The sequence below is a fragment of the Bacteroides sp. MSK.20.12 genome, from assembly GCF_019052435.1.
In the GTDB taxonomy this organism is placed as follows: domain Bacteria; phylum Bacteroidota; class Bacteroidia; order Bacteroidales; family Bacteroidaceae; genus Bacteroides; species Bacteroides xylanisolvens.
Map to the genome: position 1 here is coordinate 267,468 of NZ_JAHQVH010000001.1, position 20,130 is coordinate 287,597.

15 protein-coding genes are annotated in these 20,130 nt (G+C 42.5%); 8 read left to right on the plus strand and 7 right to left on the minus strand.

Features of this window, described 5'->3' with window-relative positions; genetic code table 11:
* Nucleotides 1-80: 80 nt before the first annotated feature.
* Together KTR06_RS00990 and KTR06_RS00995 are read right to left on the minus strand one after the other, a co-directional pair.
* Nucleotides 81-1,259: a C1 family peptidase gene (locus KTR06_RS00990; protein WP_120067512.1), complete on the minus strand. Its 1,179-nt coding sequence runs from the start codon at nucleotides 1,257-1,259 to the stop codon at nucleotides 81-83.
* 93 nt (nucleotides 1,260-1,352) lie between these two features.
* Complete coding sequence (locus tag KTR06_RS00995; protein ID WP_004301914.1) at nucleotides 1,353-1,490, minus strand: hypothetical protein; 138 nt, start codon at nucleotides 1,488-1,490, stop codon at nucleotides 1,353-1,355.
* Nucleotides 1,491-1,814: 324 nt separating this feature from the next.
* Here KTR06_RS00995 and KTR06_RS01000 point away from each other — a divergent pair, with 324 nt between their 5' ends.
* From KTR06_RS01000 to KTR06_RS01015, 4 genes are all read left to right on the plus strand, one after another.
* Nucleotides 1,815-4,541: a transglutaminase domain-containing protein gene (locus KTR06_RS01000; protein ID WP_055235861.1), complete on the plus strand. Its 2,727-nt coding sequence runs from the start codon at nucleotides 1,815-1,817 to the stop codon at nucleotides 4,539-4,541.
* A gap of 82 nt (nucleotides 4,542-4,623) precedes the next feature.
* Nucleotides 4,624-5,061 carry a hypothetical protein gene (locus KTR06_RS01005; RefSeq protein ID WP_008645296.1) on the plus strand — a complete coding sequence of 146 codons (438 nt, stop codon included), beginning with the start codon at nucleotides 4,624-4,626 and terminating at the stop codon, nucleotides 5,059-5,061.
* A 395-nt stretch (nucleotides 5,062-5,456) separates the two neighbouring features.
* The gene (locus KTR06_RS01010; protein WP_008021027.1) at nucleotides 5,457-5,888 is read left to right on the plus strand and encodes a hypothetical protein; all 432 of its coding nucleotides are present in this window, start codon (nucleotides 5,457-5,459) and stop codon (nucleotides 5,886-5,888) included.
* A gap of 14 nt (nucleotides 5,889-5,902) precedes the next feature.
* Nucleotides 5,903-7,117, plus strand: a complete 1,215-nt coding sequence (locus tag KTR06_RS01015) for a sodium ion-translocating decarboxylase subunit beta (protein ID WP_004308326.1) — start codon at nucleotides 5,903-5,905, stop codon at nucleotides 7,115-7,117.
* A gap of 144 nt (nucleotides 7,118-7,261) precedes the next feature.
* Here the strand turns inward: KTR06_RS01015 and KTR06_RS01020 are convergent, their stop codons facing one another.
* The 5 genes from KTR06_RS01020 to KTR06_RS01040 form a co-directional block, all read right to left on the minus strand.
* On the minus strand, nucleotides 7,262-8,014 hold the full coding sequence (locus tag KTR06_RS01020) for a copper homeostasis protein CutC (RefSeq protein WP_055235860.1): 753 nt from the start codon (nucleotides 8,012-8,014) through the stop codon (nucleotides 7,262-7,264).
* Nucleotides 8,015-8,079: 65 nt separating this feature from the next.
* Complete coding sequence (rny, locus tag KTR06_RS01025; RefSeq protein WP_004313412.1) at nucleotides 8,080-9,615, minus strand: ribonuclease Y; 1,536 nt, start codon at nucleotides 9,613-9,615, stop codon at nucleotides 8,080-8,082.
* A gap of 123 nt (nucleotides 9,616-9,738) precedes the next feature.
* Nucleotides 9,739-10,029: a cell division protein ZapA gene (locus KTR06_RS01030; RefSeq protein WP_004304741.1), complete on the minus strand. Its 291-nt coding sequence runs from the start codon at nucleotides 10,027-10,029 to the stop codon at nucleotides 9,739-9,741.
* Between the two features lie 11 nt (nucleotides 10,030-10,040).
* Nucleotides 10,041-10,355, minus strand: coding sequence for a hypothetical protein (locus KTR06_RS01035; RefSeq protein WP_004304743.1), 315 nt, complete (start codon nucleotides 10,353-10,355; stop codon nucleotides 10,041-10,043).
* Between the two features lie 787 nt (nucleotides 10,356-11,142).
* Nucleotides 11,143-12,165, minus strand: a complete 1,023-nt coding sequence (locus KTR06_RS01040) for a LacI family DNA-binding transcriptional regulator (protein WP_004313409.1) — start codon at nucleotides 12,163-12,165, stop codon at nucleotides 11,143-11,145.
* A 330-nt stretch (nucleotides 12,166-12,495) separates the two neighbouring features.
* Between KTR06_RS01040 and KTR06_RS01045 the strand changes: the two genes are divergently transcribed.
* From KTR06_RS01045 to KTR06_RS01060, 4 genes are read left to right on the plus strand one after another with little or no spacing between them, the layout of a single operon-like run.
* The gene (locus KTR06_RS01045; RefSeq protein ID WP_004313408.1) at nucleotides 12,496-13,815 is read left to right on the plus strand and encodes an FAD-dependent oxidoreductase; all 1,320 of its coding nucleotides are present in this window, start codon (nucleotides 12,496-12,498) and stop codon (nucleotides 13,813-13,815) included.
* Nucleotides 13,816-13,829: 14 nt separating this feature from the next.
* Nucleotides 13,830-15,620: a sodium:solute symporter family protein gene (locus KTR06_RS01050; RefSeq protein ID WP_015532506.1), complete on the plus strand. Its 1,791-nt coding sequence runs from the start codon at nucleotides 13,830-13,832 to the stop codon at nucleotides 15,618-15,620.
* Nucleotides 15,621-15,651: 31 nt separating this feature from the next.
* Complete coding sequence (locus tag KTR06_RS01055; RefSeq protein WP_134993232.1) at nucleotides 15,652-17,016, plus strand: BACON domain-containing protein; 1,365 nt, start codon at nucleotides 15,652-15,654, stop codon at nucleotides 17,014-17,016.
* Nucleotides 17,017-17,021: 5 nt separating this feature from the next.
* On the plus strand, nucleotides 17,022-20,108 hold the full coding sequence (locus tag KTR06_RS01060; RefSeq protein WP_134993231.1) for a TonB-dependent receptor: 3,087 nt from the start codon (nucleotides 17,022-17,024) through the stop codon (nucleotides 20,106-20,108).
* Nucleotides 20,109-20,130: the final 22 nt, after the last annotated feature.

A 20,130-nucleotide genomic window follows, 5' to 3' on the forward strand; every position in this document is an offset into this window, starting at 1 on the left:
TTATATGAATATAATGGAGAGTTCCGAATAAATAAATGTATGAAACAGTCAATCTCCCTTCGGGACTGATTTCATGCGATTTATTGAATTCCGAGTTTCTTCTTCAGTTCCTTAGGCAGAGAATCTTTGTGTACCATCACACAGATTGTTTTAGCACGTACATAGCTTTCAGACATATTCAGATAACCTCCGGATTTGTTGCTTTCCGCTCCCCAGGAATTCTTGGTGATATAATATTTAGTACCATTCTGATCTTTCACAATACCGGTGATGTGCATCAGGTGGTCGTCAGTTGTCACAAACTTCTCGTAACCATCCTGACGGATTTCCGGTGTTACGTTGATTTCCGGATAAGGATGCTCAAACTTGAACACTTCGTCCATTCGTTGATATTTTGGCATTTTCTCAAAACGGGCACGGTCAGTAGTCGAGTAATCTTTCACATCCTCCACTTGCGGGTTAATGGCGATTCCGTTCTTGAAAGAGAAACCCTGTTCGCTTACGTCACCGTCCCAACATACGGTATATCCTTTGTTCAGTGCATAGTCGATAACCCCGATCAGTTCGTCCAACGGAAGATTATACATCGGCTGGTTTTCCCAGTTGTCGGGAACTTCAGGTGAGAATGTCTCATAATAAGGCTTGTGAGTGAAACTAGTCAACTCAACGTAATCATCCATATTCAATCCCAGACTTTCAGTGAAAGATTGAGGAGTATATTCTTTTCCTTTATAAGTGAATTTTTCGGGAAGCTTGCCCAGATAAATGTCGAACAGATTATTAATAAGTGCATCAAATTGCGGAGTACGCTTTTTAGATTCAATATTTGCGTCTACCAATGCTTTGAGGTAGCGTGACAATGCTCCGTGATTGTGGTCTTTGTTATCGCCCAGCAATCCGGTGTACACTTCTTCCGGAACGATTCCCGCTTTCTTATAAGCGTTTTTGAAAGTGTGTGCCAAACTTCCTTCACCGATACTTCCTTTACCACGACGGAGATAATTGTCCTCCATCTGATTCATGTACTTTTGGCGGACGATAAACATTTCCGAGAGATCATATTCTCCTTTTCCCATTCGGAGCAGTTCCGACTCCATGAAAGAAGCGGTGGCAAAGCACCAGCAGGTTCCTGTGGAACCCTGATCTTTAACAGGCGTTGCTTGGTGGGATACAACGGTTGTGAACTCATAACCGGGTGTTTGTGCAAAAGAGGTTACGACCAATAATAGGAGCGCAACCGACATAAATAGCTTTTTCATAATGTGTTTTATTATCTTTCTTCTGCAAATGTATAAAAAAAGCGAAGATACTCGAAAGTTCCTCGCTCTATTTATTATAATTAGTGTGTTTATTTACATGGCAACCTGCTGTGACAGCAGTTTTTGAAGTTTACCGTTTAATGTTTGGCACATGGCACCATTTCCCATTGCTTGATAGCGTTTAATACGGTACTGTAACATCATAATTTTTTCATTTGCATTCTTTTTCATAATTTGTTTCCTCTTTTTTTGCCCTCCACGTTTTGAAGAGCGGTTTTACATCTTGTTTTCTCTAATAACACTGCAAAGATACAAATTGTTTTCGAATTATATGCTGTAAAACATAAAAATCTTCTTTTTCTTTTGAATTTTCTTTTTATAAGGGTTCGAACACGGTCTATATTACAAACCTGTTACAAAATTCCCGGATTTTCCCATCAATGACAATATTATTCTTATCTATCACATTTTTATGTACTTATCTAGGTATTCAGAAAATATTCTTCTATTTTTGTCAGTCAGCAACCTTATTAATAGAATAAACCAAACACTTATATGAAAACATTCACCCATCTTTTGTGCGTCCTGATTTTGTCGATTGTACTGTTTGCTTGTAACAATGCTCACTTCCTCAAAGAAGAATCCTACCGGAATCAAGTAGTTCAAGACTTTGAGCAGAAAAAACAGGCACTTCCTCATGGAGATTTATTTGCGATCTTTGGTGATTCCGCTCTGTCAGTGTACGAGCGCGAAGCATTGATGTTTCTCTACGCTTATATGCCGATAGGGGATGTGACGGACTATCCGGGAGATTATTACTTGGAGAATGTCCGGCTGTCGAAGCAGACACGTGACGAGATGCCTTGGGGCAAAGAGATTCCCGATGAAGTGTTCCGTCATTTTGTTCTGCCGATCCGGGTGAATAACGAGAATCTGGATGATTCCCGTCGTGTGTTTTATGGTGAACTAAAAGACAGGGTGAAGGGGCTGCCGATGAAAGACGCGATATTAGAGGTGAACCACTGGTGTCACGAGAAAGTGGTCTATCGTCCGAGTGATGCGCGCACCAGCTCACCATTGGCATCTGTCAAAACAGCGTATGGACGTTGTGGCGAAGAGTCTACATTTACGGTGGCTGCGCTCCGGGCAGTCGGTATTCCGGCACGGCAAGTGTATACGCCCCGCTGGGCGCATACGGATGATAACCATGCTTGGGTGGAAGCATGGGCGGATGGACATTGGTACTTCTTTGGAGCTTGTGAACCGGAACCGGTTTTGAACCTGGGATGGTTTAATTCCCCTGCCAGTCGGGGAATGTTGATGCATACCAAGGTTTTCGGACGTTACAACGGTCCGGAAGAGATTATGCTTGAGACGCCGAATTATACAGAAATCAATGTGATTGATAATTATGCCCCTACTGCCAAAGCTATCGTAACGGTGACGGATGCCGACGGTCAACCGGTAGCAGATGCCAAAGTCGAATTTAAGATATACAATTATGCGGAGTTTTATACAGTAGCCACGAAATATACAGATGCAGAGGGGAAAGCCAGCCTGACTGCCGGTAAAGGAGATATGTTGGTTTGGGCATCCCGCAACGGACAATTTGGTTATGCCAAAATCTCATTTGGAAAAGATGATGCATTGCAACTCTCTTTAAATAGGAAAGAAGGTGAAGTCTATTCCTTGCCAATGGATCTTGTACCTCCGGTGGAAGGAGCGAATATTCCCGAAGTCACTCCCGAACAACGGGTGGAAAATGATCGGCGGATGGTGCAGGAAGATTCAATCCGCAATGCGTATGTAGCAACAATGATGACGGAAAAACAGGCCAAAGAGTGGATAGATAAACTATATGGAAATACCTTACAACCGGAAAAGAAAGAAAAATTAGTAAACTTCCTGGTTGCTTCGCGAGGAAACCACCAAACCTTGAAAGACTTCCTTTCAGCTATCCGAAAAGAGAAAGACGCTGTTTCATGGGAAGAAATACGGGCTATATGGATATTAGAGAGTCTTTCGGCTAAAGATCTCCGCGATGTAACTCTGGATGTATTGAATGATCATCTGCTGACTAATATCTCGGATTGGGAGAAGATAGAGGCTGATTTATTTAAAAGAATGTACCTCAATCCTCCTCGTATAGCCAATGAAATGTTGACTCCTTATAAAAAGGTACTTCGTGAAGCCATTGAAAAAACAGTGTACCAGTCTGTGCCCGATAGCATGAAACGTGATCCCAAAGTATTAATAGAATGGTGCAGAAAAGAGATTAAAATCAATAATGAACTGAATTCCCAACAGATTCCTATCTCTCCGATGGGAGTATGGAAAGCACGGGTGGCTGATGAAAAGTCGCGTGACATATTCTTTGTGGCAGCTTACCGGAGCATGGGATGGGCGTCCGCTGCCTGGATTGATGAAGTGACCGGAAAGGTGCAGATTCTAAATGAAGAATTTGCAAAGGAAGATGTCAACTTCGATACGGCAGAAGCTGCACAGTCTCGAAAGGGAGTATTGCAAGCTACTTATACTCCTATCCGCTCTGTGGAAGATCCTAAATATTATTCGCATTTCACTCTTTCCAAGTTTAAAAACGGCACATTCCAGTTGCTTAATTATGACGAAGGAGAGACGGATATGGGGGATGGAACTACCTGGCGTAATTTGTTAAAATATGGGAGAGAGCTTGATGAAGGCTATTATATGATGGTGACCGGAACTCGGTTGGCAAGTGGCGCGGTGCTTTCCAACAGTACATTTTTTACTATAGAACCCGGTAAGACAACCACCGTTGACCTTGTGATGCGTGAAAGCAAAGATCAGGTGCAAGTGATCGGCAATTTTAATTCGGAAGCGACCTATCGTCCGGTTGACAGCACTGAACAGTGGAGTATTCTGCAAACCTGTGGACGTGGCTATTTTATAGTAGCTGTGCTTGGAGTAGGGCAGGAACCTACCAATCATGCGCTAAGAGATATAGCCGCTTTGGGCAATGACTTCGAACAATGGGGGCGTAAGATGGTCTTTCTTTTTCCTTCGGAAGAACAATACAAGAAATTTAATGCCGACGAATTCAAAGGACTTCCGTCTACCATCACCTACGGTATTGATGTCGATGATAGCATCCGCAAAGAAATTGTACAGGCTATGAATTTAAACAATTCTATTCTGCCGGTGTTTATCATTGCAGATACATTTAATAGGGTAGTCTTTGTTTCTCAAGGATATACAATCGGTTTGGGTGAGCAATTGATGAAAGTTGTACATGGGTTATAGAAAAGAGGAGGTATACAATAATCGTTAATTCTTGCCCTTAATGCGTTTTTTCGGAAAAGAATGATTACGTTTGCAGCAAATTATGACTAAGTACATTTTTTGCATATTAGCATGTGCATTTCTGGTATTGGGATTTAGTAATGTTTCCAATAAAGAATTGCAGGGATTCCAGAAAAAAACTGAAACCTCGTCTAATGACATGCGATATGAAGCAGTGTCATGCTGTTGCGTTTCTTCTGCCGGCTTCGACAAGCCAGGTAAAGATTCTCATTCGCAGTTTGTTGACGAGACATCCACTTGTAATGTTAGTGACTGCATTTTTGACAATATCTCTTTTCCGAGAAGCATTGTTCCTTTCAAGAACCTGAAGTTCAATACCAATACTGTCATTATACAGATATTGAGCTCTCTGAATGTTATGCTTCCGGAGAATCGTTTGGGGCATACCGGCCTTGATGTCAATTACACTAAATATTCGTGTAAGTATTACGTCTATACATTGGCGCATATTCTCATTTAGACTATATTCTTATCTTTGGGTAAGGTGAGGTGCCTATTCAGATCCTCCATCTACCATCATTTCCTTTATTTATTATCTTAGTTTTATTCATGTTAACATGGAAAACAAAGAATGTATTTCCTATGACTTGGAACAAAGGACGGATATTGATGTGCCTGTCTTTAAGGATTAAAATATTGTGTTCCCGTTGTGAAACGGGAGTTACGTCGTATAAAAGCAAGGATATATACCGAAGTGGTTTCAGGCAAGTGTTATCCGCCGATTGCTTCTATATGGTGATGAGGAAGGCCCAATGGGATTAACTTTCATGTGTGTCTAAATTTTGTAATGGTTTTACCATTGGGCGCCTCTTCTTTTTTTGAATAAGATTATACAACCTAATTTTTTATATTACTATGATTCATTTATTACTATCTACTCTTGCGATGATGGGGCTTACGTTCCTCATCGGTTTTTTTGTCGCTGCGGTCATTAAGTTGATTGCCTATGCGGCCGATTCATTTGATTTTTATAGTTCTCACCGTTTGGAGCTACTCCGTTTGCGACGCTGGCGTCAGCATCGGCAAAAGGTGGAGAGATTAGTCCGACAGATTCCCATTGCAGATGAAGATGCTTTGGGAGATTTCCGTGAAGATTACAGTAAGGGGATCGATAGAAACTTTACTGGTTATTCCGGCTATTATCATGGCGTGAGTCCGGGAGCTTCTGAAAATAATCTGATGAATTATTATTATTCACAGGATACCCGCGAATTCTTTCTTCGGGAAGAAGAGCAGGCACATGTCAATAAGAAGAACTCAAAGAAACTTACTAACAACAAACAATAAAAGAAAACTAATTTATGGAAAATATAGATTTTGCTACCTTGTTTCAAGGTATTGGTACAATGATGGCAAGCGGATGGGTGCTTGCTTCTGCAAGAGTTTTTTTAGTACTTCTCGGTTTGTTACTGATCTATTTAGGCTGGAAAGGTATACTCGAACCGATGGTAATGATTCCGATGGGATTGGGAATGGTAGCTATCAACTGCGGAACCCTCATTATGCCCGACGGTACACTGGGTAATCTCTTTCTCGATCCGATGCTTTCAGATACAGATCAATTAATGAATACTATGCAGATAGATTTCCTGCAACCTGTTTATACCCTGACGTTTAGTAACGGGCTGATAGCTTGTTTTGTCTTTATGGGTATCGGGACGCTTCTAGATGTCGGCTTCCTGCTTCAGAAACCATTTGCAAGTATATTCCTGGCTTTGTGCGCAGAGCTGGGCACTTTTCTGACAGTACCTATTGCTTCTGCTCTTGGTCTGACTCTGAAAGAAAGTGCATCTGTGGCTATGGTGGGTGGAGCCGACGGACCAATGGTGTTGTTTACTTCGTTGGCATTGGCAAAGCATCTCTTTGTTCCTATTACGGTGGTTGCTTATCTTTATTTGGGCTTAACGTATGGAGGCTATCCTTACTTGGTAAAACTTTTGGTTCCCAAACGCTTCCGCGCTATTAAGATGGTGACAAAGAAAGCTCCGAAGAATTACGATGCTAAAGTGAAACTGGCTTTCTCTGCTGTTCTTTGTGCTATTCTCTGTTTCTTGTTCCCGGTAGCTTCTCCTTTGTTTTTCTCTTTGTTCCTAGGTGTTGCTGTTCGTGAGTCGGGTATGAAACATATCTATGATTTTGTGAGTGGTCCGTTGCTTTATGGTTCCACTTTTATGTTGGGCGTACTGCTCGGTGTACTTTGTGATGCACATCTGTTGCTCGATCCGAAGATCTTGAAACTATTAGTATTAGGTATTGTAGCATTATTACTTTCCGGTATCGGAGGAATAATCGGAGGATATATCATGTATATTATTAAACGGGGTAATTACAATCCGGTAATCGGTATTGCAGCTGTTAGCTGTGTACCCACTACCGCGAAGGTTGCACAAAAGATTGTAAGCAAAGATAATCCGGACTCATTTGTTCTGGGAGATGCTTTGGGAGCTAATATCTCGGGCGTAATTACTTCGGCTATTATTACTGGTATTTATATTACGATAATTCCATATTTATAAATAAAAGTATAGCAGTTTCTTGAGATACTGTTGGTAATGATGCAAAAAAGAAATGGTGAACAAAAGCTTGAAGGCTGTATGTTCACCATTTCTGTCTTGTATTAGTACTATTATGAGACGATATCTCATCCCTTGTCGCCATATTTATCCATGTAAAGCGGCATCAATCGTTTCTTTTACTCTTCGTATGGAAGTTACATTTCGTTCGTATTCGTTGATGTGTACCGTGCCTCCCATGGAGACGGCTTCATTTTTGAATATCATTTCGCTCTGAATACTTTCACGTGCCGAAAAATGAAACTCGTTGATTCCGGTTTCTGCGGCAATGCGCGCGATATTATTTTCATTTACTCCGCATCCGGCGAGTAATGTGATTCTTCCGGTAGCCTGTTTCTGTAACTCTTCTAAAAGGGGGATTCCCAGTTCAGCCGTAGGTTGCTGACCGGAAGTCAGAATACGGTTGCACCCCAGTTTGATGATCTGTTCCAATGCTCTCTGCGGGTTACGGCATACATCAAATGCCCGGTGAAAAGTCACAGATAGCCCTTGAGCAGCTTCCATTAGTTTCTGCATTGCTGGCAAGTCTACTTCACCCTCTGCTGTCAGGCAACCGAATACCACTCCGTCTGCCCCTAATTTTCGTGCAATTTCAATATCTTTCAGCATTGTCCGGATTTCGATATCCGAATACAGAAAATCTCCTCCACGAGGCCGGATAATAACGTGTAGTCGGGTATGAGTCAGTACTTCCCTTGCGATGGCGATCTCACCATAGGAGGGCGTTGTTCCACCTTCCGGTATTCCGGCACACAGTTCCACACGGTCTGCTCCACCTTTCTGTGCGGCCAGGCAACTTTCCACTGAATTGGTACAAATTTCAAATTGATACTTTCCCATAGTCGTGATATTAAAAAAGGGCGAATTTCTTCGCCCTTATATGAATCTTCTTTTGAATCGTTACGTTATTTAGCGAAACTTACCGCACGTGTTTCACGGATGACGGTAATCTTCACTTGTCCCGGGTAAGTCATTTCATCCTGGATCTTCTTGGCGATTTCACCTGACAGGCTTTCTGTCTGCTTGTCGTCAATCTTATCTGCACCAACGATAACGCGGAGTTCGCGTCCTGCCTGGATAGCATACGTCTTTGTTACACCCGGATAAGCCATTGCTAGCTGTTCGAGATCGTTCAGACGCTTGATATAAGCCTCTACGATTTCGCGGCGTGCCCCCGGACGTGCACCGGAGATGGCATCACATACTTGTACGATAGGAGCCAGCAGACTGGTCATTTCTGTTTCGTCATGGTGAGCACCGATAGCGTTGCAGATATCCGGTTTTTCTTTGTATTTCTCGGCAAGTTTCATACCCAGCAATGCGTGTGGCAATTCTGGTTCTTCATCAGGCACTTTACCAATATCATGCAGCAAACCTGCACGTTTTGCTTTCTTCGGGTTCAGTCCCAGTTCTGATGCCATCACAGCACAAAGATTGGCTGTTTCGCGTGCATGCTGCAACAAGTTCTGACCGTATGAAGAACGATATTTCATCTTACCGATGATACGGATCAATTCAGGATGCAGACCGTGGATACCCAAGTCGATGGTCGTACGTTTACCCGTTTCGATAATTTCTTCTTCCACCTGTTTGCGTACTTTAGCTACCACCTCTTCGATACGGGCCGGATGGATACGTCCGTCAGTCACAAGCTGATGCAGGGCCAAACGGGCAATTTCACGGCGAACCGGGTCGAAGGCAGAAAGAACGATTGCTTCCGGAGTATCGTCTACAACGATTTCAACACCGGTAGCAGCTTCCAGAGCACGGATATTACGTCCTTCACGTCCGATAATACGTCCCTTGATTTCATCCGATTCGATATGGAATACTGTAACAGAGTTTTCAATGGCAGTTTCCGTAGCCACCCGTTGGATAGACTGGATAACGATACGTTTGGCTTCTTTGCTGGCAGTTAATTTAGCATCATCCATAATGTCGTTGATGAATGATTGTGCCTGCGTTTTAGCTTCTTCTTTCAGTGATTCTACCAGGCGTTCTTTGGCCTCTTCGGCAGACAATCCGGAGATTGCTTCCAGTTTATCGATTTCCTGCTGTTGCAGTTTATCGAGTTCTTCTTTTTTCTTGTCAACAATCACAAGTTGCGCTTCCAGATTCTCTTTTACCGCTTCGGCTTCCATCTTTTTACGTTGGATTTCTTCCTGACGCTGGCTAAGTACCATTTCACGTTGCTTCAACTTGTTTTCCGCTTGCTGAATCTTCTGATTCCGCAATGCTACCTCCTTTTCAAGGTCTGCTTTCTTATTCAGGAATTTCTCCTTCACTTCCAGCAGCTTGTTTTTCTTAATTACTTCCGCTTCCGTCTCCGCTTCTTTCAGGACATTATCGTATTTGGATTTCAGTACATACCGGAATAGTATATATGAAAGGACTCCTCCTACGATGAAGCAAGCAATTGCTGTTGCTATTATTGCTATCATTCTACATTTAATTTAAGTATATAAATAAAAACGCACCGCCAAATATCAAAGCAATTATTTTTGCTTGGATATTGTGCAGTGCGTGGTTGTTTTATCTCTTATCAGCGAATAGCCAGTCGGGATTTATTCTTCCTTAAAATAATCCTCCAGCAATTCTGTCAGTTCTTTTACCTTCTCCACATAGGGGCTGGTATCATTACGTTGCATCAATTGCAGTCTCTCTAACGAGAACTGATAGGCTACCATGGCAATAATTTTTTCGGGTTCCAGATTTTTATAGACTTCCCGATACTTATTAAGCCTGATATTTACCTGCTTGGCGGCTTCCCGTACCATTTGTTCTTCCTCGCGGTTGATGGTTAACGGGTAGTTTGAGTCTGCTATCTGCAGGTTTATCTTTATTTTATCGTTCATACATCTTCTTCTTATTCATTCAACAAAGCGATGCATTTATCGACTTCACGCACTAATTTTGACAATCGCAGCTTCGTCTCTTTTACGTCGCTGCCGTTAAGGCTGATTGCCGTAGCTGTTTTTAGGTTTGTATAGCTGACTTCCAATTCATCGTATTGAGCTTGTACCTTCTCGTTTTTCAGCTTTTCATTTTCGAGAAGCTTCTTCAACTCGGCATTTTCACGCTTAAGTTCATCGTGCAAATAAATCAAATGCCGTAGTTGCGTTTCAAAGGAATTCAATAACTTTTTTTCTTCTTCTGTCATCACTACACCAAAATTGTACACAAAAATACGATTAACTCTGATATTACAAAAACTTTTCGGGAGAAAATGTTCTTTTTAGCCTAAATTAGCTATGAACGGAGGGGAAAGTAGAGTATTGCATAGGAAGCAAATACAGCCTGCTTATAATATTATGGTATATTTTAAATTAATGCGAATTAGTAATTGAAAATGAATTGTCATTCATTTTTGTACGATTCTGAATCATTACAAAATCGATTAAATTTTTCTACTGGGTATTTATTTTCAATCTTTCTATTTCTTCTTTCACCTTTTCTCTGTCTCTTCGATGAATAAGGAGTTTGCGGGTGAAGAGTAACAATTTCACCATCTCTTCACCTGTAGCGAGTAGTTTCAAAAATAGTTTCAAGGCTTGAAACAATCTGTTTCACACCGAGAAACACTTCGTTTCGCTACTTGAAACAAAGTGTTTCCCGCCTTGAAACTTTTAGTTTCAAACAAGGTTGAAACTAATTACGAAATAGCTTTACTAATTTTACTCAATGGTGGAATCTGGAGGCTGCAATTTGATTTGATTCACGATGAAGAGCAGGTGAAGGGGCGGCTATTCACCTACAAACTGCTTGTTTATCGGCCATACAGAAGAAAAGTGAAGGAGCTGGAAGAATTGGACGTATTATAGAGAAAGAGCATTGAATGATTCAAAACTATATAAATCTGAATTCTTCTTTTTTGTTGGTATCGTAAAAGATTACTATTCAGCAAACTTTTGTAACTTCGGTATGTTTTTCAGGAAAGTATTAAGATATAATATCTGGTAGATAAGTCATTAATATACCTCCAAACGTGGCGTCGATGCACGCATTTTGATTTCCGCATCCAACACGATTGAATGATTGGGAGATGCCGGATCTTTGATTTTCTCTAAAATAAGTTCGGCAGCTTTTTTCCCCATCTGGTACAAAGGCGGTTCTACTGTAGTCAATTTGGGATAGACTATGTTGGAAAGTTCAGTTCCTGAAAAACTGGCTACGGCGATTTCTTCGGGTATTTTTTTTCCAAGTTCCCTCAATCTGTTCATAGCTCCAATAGCCAATGTTTCCGTAAAAGCGAAAATAGCATTGAAAGGAATATTTCTTTCCACTAATATATCCGCTGCTTTTTTCCCTTCTTCAAAAGTCATACCGGTTTTTATCAGCATATTATTCTTATCAAAAGGAATCCCGAATTTAGCCAAAGCGTCTTTGTATCCTCTGACACGTTCTATGGAGTTGTAAATATCGTCCGGTCCCTGTATATGAACAATCTGTTTGCGTCCGCTTCGGATCAGACTTTCTACGAGAAAGAATGACTTCATATAATCGTCCACTATTACTTGCGGAACTTCAAGTCCATAGGGAATACGATCATAGAACACCATAGGCATTCCCGCTTGCTGTAAACGAGCATATTCCTCCTTATTCCTTTTATAACTGCAAAGACAGATGATGATGCCATCCACCATGAATCCTTCCATCAGTTGCAGGTTCTCTTTTTCTTTTTCCGGATCTCCTCCCGACTCTGCAATAATCACCTTTATATTTTTGGTGTGAAGCACTTCTTGTATGCCGTTTATTACTCGTGAAGCAAACGGCGTAACCATTTCAGGAACGATCACCCCCACGGTATTGGTATGTCCGTATTTAAGGTTGATTGCTACAGGGTTTGGTCTATATCCCAATCTTTTAGCTGCTTCTATCACCTTTTCTTTCGTTTCTTTACGGATATTCTTGTCATCTCCCAATGCACGAGATACAGTGGAGACGGATATTGACAAATGTCGAGCGATGTCTTTTATGGTTATATACTTCATGCTGAATGATTGTTTAAATCAAAGCAAAGATATTGATTTCAAACAATAAATCCTAATATTGGAGTAAAATACGAATCCCATTTGCCTTTGTGTAATGCTTTTGTAACGTTTGCAGATTTTGGGAACGTTCCCGCAATCGTTTGCAGGCAAAAGAGTTAGGAAAAAACTTTTTTTCAAGCTCTTGTTCTTTATCTTTGCTACATCAACATGATGTCGAACTAAAGAAAAAGAACTATGAAAACACACCTCTTTTCTTATAAGTGCGGTCGAAAGCACATCAAAGTTTACCATCTATTTGAATTGGTAATAATTAAAGGATAAAAAACGGTCATGGACAAGAAAGTACGAAGTATAGAAATTTCGAAACGGGTTCCAATTGTGGGCAACTACGATGTAGTTGTCTGCGGTGGCGGACCAGCTGGTTTCATTGCGGCCATTGCGGCTGCTCGCAGTGGTGCGAAAACTGCTGTTGTGGAACAATATGGTTTTTTAGGTGGAATGGCTACAATGGGGCTTGTTACTCCTTTGAGTGTTTTCACCTATAATAATGAAAAGGTGATAGGCGGTATTCCATGGGAATTTATCGAACGGCTGGAGAAGATGGGAGGCTGTATCATTGAGAAACCTCTTGGCAATGTAGCTTTTGATCCGGAGCTTTACAAACTTTTATGCCAGCAAATGATGCTGGAAGCCGGCGTGGATATGTATATGCACTCTTACTTAAGCGGTTGCCAGGCAAAAGACGGCAAAATATCCTGTATCCTCTTTGAGAATAAGAATGGGACAGAGGCCATAAGTGCCGATATGTATATCGACTGCACTGGGGATGGTGACCTTGCCGCTATGGCGGGTGTTCCGATGCAAACAGATGATTGTAAACCGCTGCAACCTCTTTCCACCTATTTTATATTAGGCGGTGTGGATACAGATTCGCCCATGATAATCGATGCCATGCACCATAATAAACAAGGGCAGAATTGTCATTGCATTGCAGTTCGTGAGAAACTTCTAGCAATGAAAGAGAAGCTTGGCATCCCCGAATTCGGAGGTCCTTGGTTTTGCACCACTCTTCGTCCGGGCGAAGTAACGGTTAATATGACCCGTACTGCAGGAAATGCCATCGATAATAGAAATTTTACCGCAGCGGAATGTCGCTTACGGGAAGACGTATTTAAAATAGCACGAATCTTTAAAGAGAACTTTGAAGAGTTTAAAAACAGTTATGTGACGACCGTCGCCGTACATGCCGGTATTCGTGAGACACGTCGTATCAAAGGTGTACATACCATTACAGCAGAAGAATATGTGAATGCTTATAAATATCCTGATAGCATATCACGCGGCGCACATCCTATAGATATCCATGTGGCAGCAGGTGCGGAACAGAGCGTAACTTTCCTTAAAAAAGCGGCGTATGTACCTTATCGTGCTCTTATAGCTGAAGATTTCCCGAATCTGCTCGTAGCGGGACGCTGTATTAGTGCTGATAAGACTTCCTTTGCGTCACTTCGCGTTCAGGCAAGTTGTATGGGGGTAGGACAAGCCGCAGGAGTAGCAGCCGCACAATGTATAAAGGCAGGTGTGACCGTACAAAAGGCTGATATTCACAATCTCATAGAGGAATTGAAGAAACTTGGAGCAATTATATAAAGAAGAACCAGAATATGGAACAGTTAGATTATATTATTATTTTACTCTACTTTCTCGGACTGATTGCCGTGAGTGTTGTGATGTCCCGGAAAATTAAAAACTCCGAAGATATGTTTATTGCCGGGCGAAATTCTTCGTGGTGGCTGTCGGGAGTCTCTTCCTACATGACTATCTTCTCGGCAAGTACCTTTGTCGTTTGGGGAGGCGTTGCTTATAAATCGGGACTTGTTGCGGTAGTTGTTGCACTTTGTCTTGGCGTAGCATCGTTTATTGTCGGTAAATGGATCTCGGGCAAATGGCGGGAGCTACGTATCAAATCGCCGGGGGAGTTCCTTACCATCCGGTTCGGACATCGCACGGTAAGTTTTTACACGATTTCAGGAATTATAGCCCGTGCGGTACATACGGCAGTGTCTCTGTATGCGGTAGCGGTTGTGATGTGTGCATTAATCAAAGTCGATGGTGGCAGTATTTTTGCAAGTACGGGTATGATGGGCGATTCACCGATGGGTTATCTAAGTATTTGGTGGGCGCTTCTTATCCTTGGTGCCATCGCTCTTGGATACACCATTGCCGGAGGATTTCTTGCGGTACTAATGACTGATGTAATTCAGTTCGGAGTACTTCTGGCCGTGGTTGTATTTATGATACCTCTTTCATTTAACGCGGTAGGAGGCGTAAGTGCATTTATCGATAAGGCCAGTGAGATACCGGGATTCTTCTCGGGCACATCTCCGACCTATACATGGGGGTGGCTTTTACTGTGGATATTTCTCAATGTGTCTATGATTGGCGGTGACTGGCCGTTTGTACAGCGATACATAAGCGTGCCTACTACAAGAGACGCAAAAAAGAGTACTTATTTAATCGGAATTCTTTATCTCGTCACTCCTCTTATCTGGTATCTTCCTACCATGATTTATCGTGTGATGGAACCCGGACTTGCGCTTGATTTGGATGCAACCACAATGACTTTCAACGGCGAACACGCTTATGTGAATATGAGCAAACTCGTGCTTATGAAAGGAATGGTCGGTATGATGTTGGCAGCGATGCTATCGGCTACATTGAGTAATGTTTCGGGCATTTTGAATGTATATGCCAATGTATATACTTATGATATTTGGGGACACAAAGAGAAAAACCGTCAGGCAGATGAGAAAAAGCGTATCAAGGTAGGACGTCTCTTCACATTTGTCTTTGGACTTGTGATTATCGCTTTGTCAATGCTCATCCCGTTTGCCGGAGGTGCCGAAAAGGTGGTAGTAACCCTTCTTACTATGGTGATGTGTCCTTTATATATTCCGTCGATATGGGGACTGTTCTCGAAGCGGCTGACAGGCAACCAACTTATTTCTGCAATGATTCTTACCTGGCTCGTTGGTATTATGGCTCGCGTCATAATTCCCGCCTCCGTTATTAGTCCAAGCCTTATAGAGTCAGTTGCCGGTTGTGTACTTCCTGTACTTATCCTTGCAATTATGGAAGTTTGGTCGGCACGTAAAAAGTATGAAGACAATGGTTATCAAGCCATTTGTGAATATACTGATCCTGAAGCCGATCGTGAACCGACATTAAAGGAGAAGAAAGCGGTATTAATCTATTCACATTTGGCTGTTAACTGCTTCTGTATTACCATTGGTGTCGTTGCGCTCTTACTGATTGGTCTGCTTATTGCCGGCGATCCGAAGACCCTTGCGGTCAAAGGAATTGTGATAGGAAGTATCATACTGATGATTGCCATGATACTTGCTTATGTGATATACAGAATTATATATGCAAGACGTCTGAAAATGTCTAGCTAGTCAATTATTAATAACCCTAAATACTAATCAAATGAATCTAAAGATGTTATTGTTTGCAAGTGTGTCGCTTGTGCTTTTTGCATCTTGTCATAACTCGGATGATCCGTATATGACACTCGCGACAAAGACACTTGATGTAGAAGCAGAAGGTGGACTTTTCACTGTTGACCTTTCATCTAATGTCTATTACAGAGTCAATAACGATTGTCAGACCGATGGAAGCGATAGCCATTGGGCAGTTGTTGATTCGCATGAGACACAAGGTGAGATTACTAAATTTACAATCAAAGTCTCTGAAAATTCGTCGACTAGTTCACGTGTCGGTGCCATTCGTTTCATTGGCGATGATGTAACTCCTCTAAAGCTGGTTATTACCCAAAAGATGATTGTTCCGAAAGGTATCAGTCCTATCACCGAATCGATTGACGCAACTACAACAGAATCTTCGTTCAAAGTCTTTGGCGATAAGGAGTGGAAGGCTGTGTGTACAGATGCGGATGTGACCGTTTCTCCTGCAAATGGGGTAGGCGAATGTGATATTAAACTTACTTTCCCGGAGAACAAGACATTTGCCAAACGGACAATTAAAGTAACGGTAACCATCCAGGATGATACAGACTATACCTATACTCTTGTACAAGATGCTTTCTCGGGCATTTTGGCTGATTGGGACTTGAAGAGTTTAACTGCCAACACAAGTGGAACATTTGCTGATGATGAGGCACAATCGGTATTCCCGGGAACCAATGGCAAGTATATTGCTCCGAGTGCCGGAAGTGGTAAGATTGAGTATTGGGCATGTGACCGGACAGGTTATGTAGAGCAGAAAGTCGTATGCAGCCGTGCCGTGGGTGCTAATGGTGACCCGTATGTATCAGGAGCTATTCCGGGTGATTATTGGTATGTCTATGGGGATATGAAAGGTACGACCATTCCTGCCGGTACCAAGATACACTTCTATTTTGTGACCAAATTAGGAACGATGTGTTCCAACTACTGGATGATCGAATTCAAGGATGGAGAAGAATGGAAACCGGCTCTTCCGACTTCGACTCTTCAGGAAAGTGCGACAGAGACACTGTCGGGTGCACCTATCAATTACTCGGTGACTATTACCTACAACTTTGCGGGAATGTTGCTCGATAGCAGTAACAATGGCGCATATATCCCTGCCGAAGGAGTATTTACCACGACTAAGGATATGGATGAGATTGTGTTAAGATTCGGACAGGCAGGTCGTTTATGTCTTAATGGCGCCAAATTCGCTGGAAAGTATATCGACTGGACACATGCAAGCGGCCAGACACGTTTTTCAGCGCAACATCCGAGTAATCCTGAAACAGGTGCGGCAATCAAAGAGTATAACCAACATGTATTGCTTGAAATCGTAGAATAAAGAGTATGAAAAAAAGTATATTAAGCCTGTTATTGGCATGTTTCCTGCAAATCAATCTGGCTTTTGCACAGAATGTAATGAAGGGTGTCGTTAGCGATGCCAATGGTCCTCTTGTCGGAGTGGTGATCCACGATAAAGACAATGCAAAAGGTACTACCTCCGATATGTCGGGAAAGTATGCGCTCAATGGCGCTGAATCAGGCCATACAATAGAATTCCGTTATCTTGGTTATGTGACCGAGACTGTGGTATGGGATGGTAAAAGTGTAGTAAATATAAAACTTAAAGAGGATGCTGTACAACTTGAAGAGACGGTTGTTATCGGCTATGGATCTGTAAAGAAGAAAGATCTTACAGGTGCGGTCGGTGTAATCAACAGTTCGCTTATCGAGAAACAGAGCACGTCTCAACTTTCACAATCTTTGCAAGGACTGATTCCGGGACTGACGGTTACCCGTTCGAGCAGTATGCCGGGAGCGAGTGCTACGGTTCAGGTGCGTGGTGTGACAACAATGTCTGATTCGAGTCCGCTTATCCTTGTCGATGGTATGATGGTCAGTAGCCTCGACAATATAGCAAGCGAAGACGTACAGCAGATTACTGTACTTAAAGATGCAGCTTCTGCATCCATCTATGGTGCCCGTGCTGCTGCCGGTGTTATCTTGATAACGACTAAGGAGGCAACCGAGGGACAGCTTTCGATCGGTTATAACGGAGAGATTTCGTTGTCTTCTCCTACCGAATTTCCGAAATTCCTGACAGACCCTTATCACTACATGACAATGTACAATGAATGGTCGTGGAACGATGCCGGTAATCCTGCGGGAGGCGAGTTTGCCAACTATTCACAGGACTACATCGACAACTATGCTACCAACAACAGGTATGATCCCATTCAATATCCTATCTATGATTGGAAAGACGCTATTCTTTCGAATACCGCTATGCGCCATAAGCACAACTTGACCATGACGTATGGCAACAAGGTAATCAAGAGCCACACTTCCGCTACCTACGAAAATGCCGACGCTATCTATAAAGGTTCAAACCACGAAAGAATCTCTATCCGTTCGCGTAATAATCTGAAGATTAGTGATAAGCTCTCCGGTTCTATCGATTTCTCGGTACGTTATGCCACGAAAAATGACCCGACTTCCGGTAGTCCGATTCGTGCAGCTTATATGTATCCTTCCATTTATTTGGGACTTTATCCGGACGGCCGTGTAGGTCCTGGTAAAGACGGCAGTCTTAGCAATACGCTTGCCGCCTTATTGGAAGGCGGAGAGAAGAAGACTGTATCCAACACAATGACCGGTAAATTCTCGTTGAGCTATAAGCCCATAAAAGATTTGACCCTTACTGCCAATCTGACTCCTACCGTCGGAACTGTTTCGATCAAGGAGATGAAGAAAGCCATACCTGTTTACGATGCATACGAAACCGATGTTATGCTGGGATATGTTTCAGGATATACTTCCAATTCGTTAAGTGAAGAACGCCGTAACATCAAATCATTGGAGAAACAATTCATCGCTACATACGACAAGACCTTTAGCAAGGTACATAACTTCAATGCCATGGTCGGTTATGAAGATTATAGTTATACGTATGAAACGATGTCGGGATCGACCAACGATATATCTTTGTCTTCTTTCCCTTATCTTGATTTGGCGAACAAGAATGCTCTTGCCGTAGCCGGCAATTCTTATCAGAATGCATACCGTTCATTTTTTGGCCGTGTCATGTATAATTACGACAGCCGTTACTACCTCCAGCTCAATGCTCGTGAAGACGGATCTTCACGTTTTCACAAGGATCACCGTTGGGGATTCTTCCCGTCCGCATCGGTGGGTTGGGTCATCTCTAACGAGAAATTCATGCAAAACATAACCCCGATAAACTATCTGAAGTTCCGTGCCTCTATCGGTACGCTCGGTAACGAGCGGATTGGAAATTATCCTTACCAGACATACATATCGTTCAATAATGCCATTATGTATGACAGTGCAGGCTCTACGCCCCAATCTTCCATGTCCGCCGCGCAACAAGATTATGCGTATGAAAATATCCATTGGGAGAAAACACAGAGCTGGGATATAGGTGTGGATGCCGCTTTCTTTAACAATCGTCTTGACTTTAGCGCAGACTATTATTATAAGAAGACAACAGATATGCTCTTGTCAGTGGCAATCCCGTCGTTTACAGGTTATTCGGCACCTGACAGGAACGTAGGTAAAATGCATACCCGCGGTTGGGAAGTGAAACTCGGCTGGTCTGACCGTATCGGAGATGTAAGTTATGCGGTAAGTTTTAATATCTCTGATTACAAGTCTATAATAGATAATCTTAATGGCAAGCAGCAGTTTAACAGCGATGGTACCATTATTACCGAAGGCGCAGAATATAACTCCTGGTACGGATATAAGACTGCAGGTTTGTTCCAGACCGCAGAGGAAGTCAGTGAAAGCGCTCTGCTTTCGGCTTCTACCAAACCGGGTGATGTGAAATATGTAGATGTCAGCGGTCCGGACGGCACTCCTGACGGAATTATCAATGAGACATACGACCGCGTAGTGCTTGGCAGCTCATTGCCACACTATCTATATGGAGGTTCTATTAGTTTGGGCTGGAAAGGTCTCTCTTTCTCCCTACTCTTCAATGGTGTCGGGAAACAACTTTCACGCCTCACCGAGAGTATGATTCGCCCCATGCAGGGACAATGGCTTCCGGCTCCGTCAGTCCTTCTGAACGACAATGGCAGCCGTAATTATTGGAGTGTATATAACACTGCAGAGCAGAACGCGGCAGCCAGCTATCCCCGTTTGAGCCATCAGGGCGGTGAATACAACAACTACAAAATGTCGGATTACTGGCTCAAGAGTAGTGCATATATGCGTATAAAGAATATCAACGTTGGCTATACAGTTCCTAAAAAAATTGTCTCTAAAGTCGGAATCAAGGGACTTCGGGTGTACGTCAATATCGATGATCCATACTGCTTTGATAGTTATCTTTCGGGATGGGACCCTGAAGCAGGCGCTTCTACCTATATCACACGCACTTATACGTTTGGAGTGGATATCAAATTCTAATGGAGTATGAAAAAATTACATA

Coding starts and splice junctions, on each gene's coding strand:
- KTR06_RS00990 (WP_120067512.1), bottom strand. CDS start 1,259: ATGAAAAAGCTATTTATGTCGGTTGCGCTCCTATTATTGGTCGTAACC.
- KTR06_RS00995 (WP_004301914.1), bottom strand. CDS start 1,490: ATGAAAAAGAATGCAAATGAAAAAATTATGATGTTACAGTACCGTATT.
- KTR06_RS01000 (WP_055235861.1), top strand. CDS start 1,815: ATGAAAACATTCACCCATCTTTTGTGCGTCCTGATTTTGTCGATTGTA.
- KTR06_RS01005 (WP_008645296.1), top strand. CDS start 4,624: ATGACTAAGTACATTTTTTGCATATTAGCATGTGCATTTCTGGTATTG.
- KTR06_RS01010 (WP_008021027.1), top strand. CDS start 5,457: ATGATTCATTTATTACTATCTACTCTTGCGATGATGGGGCTTACGTTC.
- KTR06_RS01015 (WP_004308326.1), top strand. CDS start 5,903: ATGGAAAATATAGATTTTGCTACCTTGTTTCAAGGTATTGGTACAATG.
- KTR06_RS01020 (WP_055235860.1), bottom strand. CDS start 8,014: ATGGGAAAGTATCAATTTGAAATTTGTACCAATTCAGTGGAAAGTTGC.
- rny (WP_004313412.1), bottom strand. CDS start 9,615: ATGATAGCAATAATAGCAACAGCAATTGCTTGCTTCATCGTAGGAGGA.
- KTR06_RS01030 (WP_004304741.1), bottom strand. CDS start 10,029: ATGAACGATAAAATAAAGATAAACCTGCAGATAGCAGACTCAAACTAC.
- KTR06_RS01040 (WP_004313409.1), bottom strand. CDS start 12,165: ATGAAGTATATAACCATAAAAGACATCGCTCGACATTTGTCAATATCC.
- KTR06_RS01045 (WP_004313408.1), top strand. CDS start 12,496: ATGGACAAGAAAGTACGAAGTATAGAAATTTCGAAACGGGTTCCAATT.
- KTR06_RS01050 (WP_015532506.1), top strand. CDS start 13,830: ATGGAACAGTTAGATTATATTATTATTTTACTCTACTTTCTCGGACTG.
- KTR06_RS01055 (WP_134993232.1), top strand. CDS start 15,652: ATGAATCTAAAGATGTTATTGTTTGCAAGTGTGTCGCTTGTGCTTTTT.
- KTR06_RS01060 (WP_134993231.1), top strand. CDS start 17,022: ATGAAAAAAAGTATATTAAGCCTGTTATTGGCATGTTTCCTGCAAATC.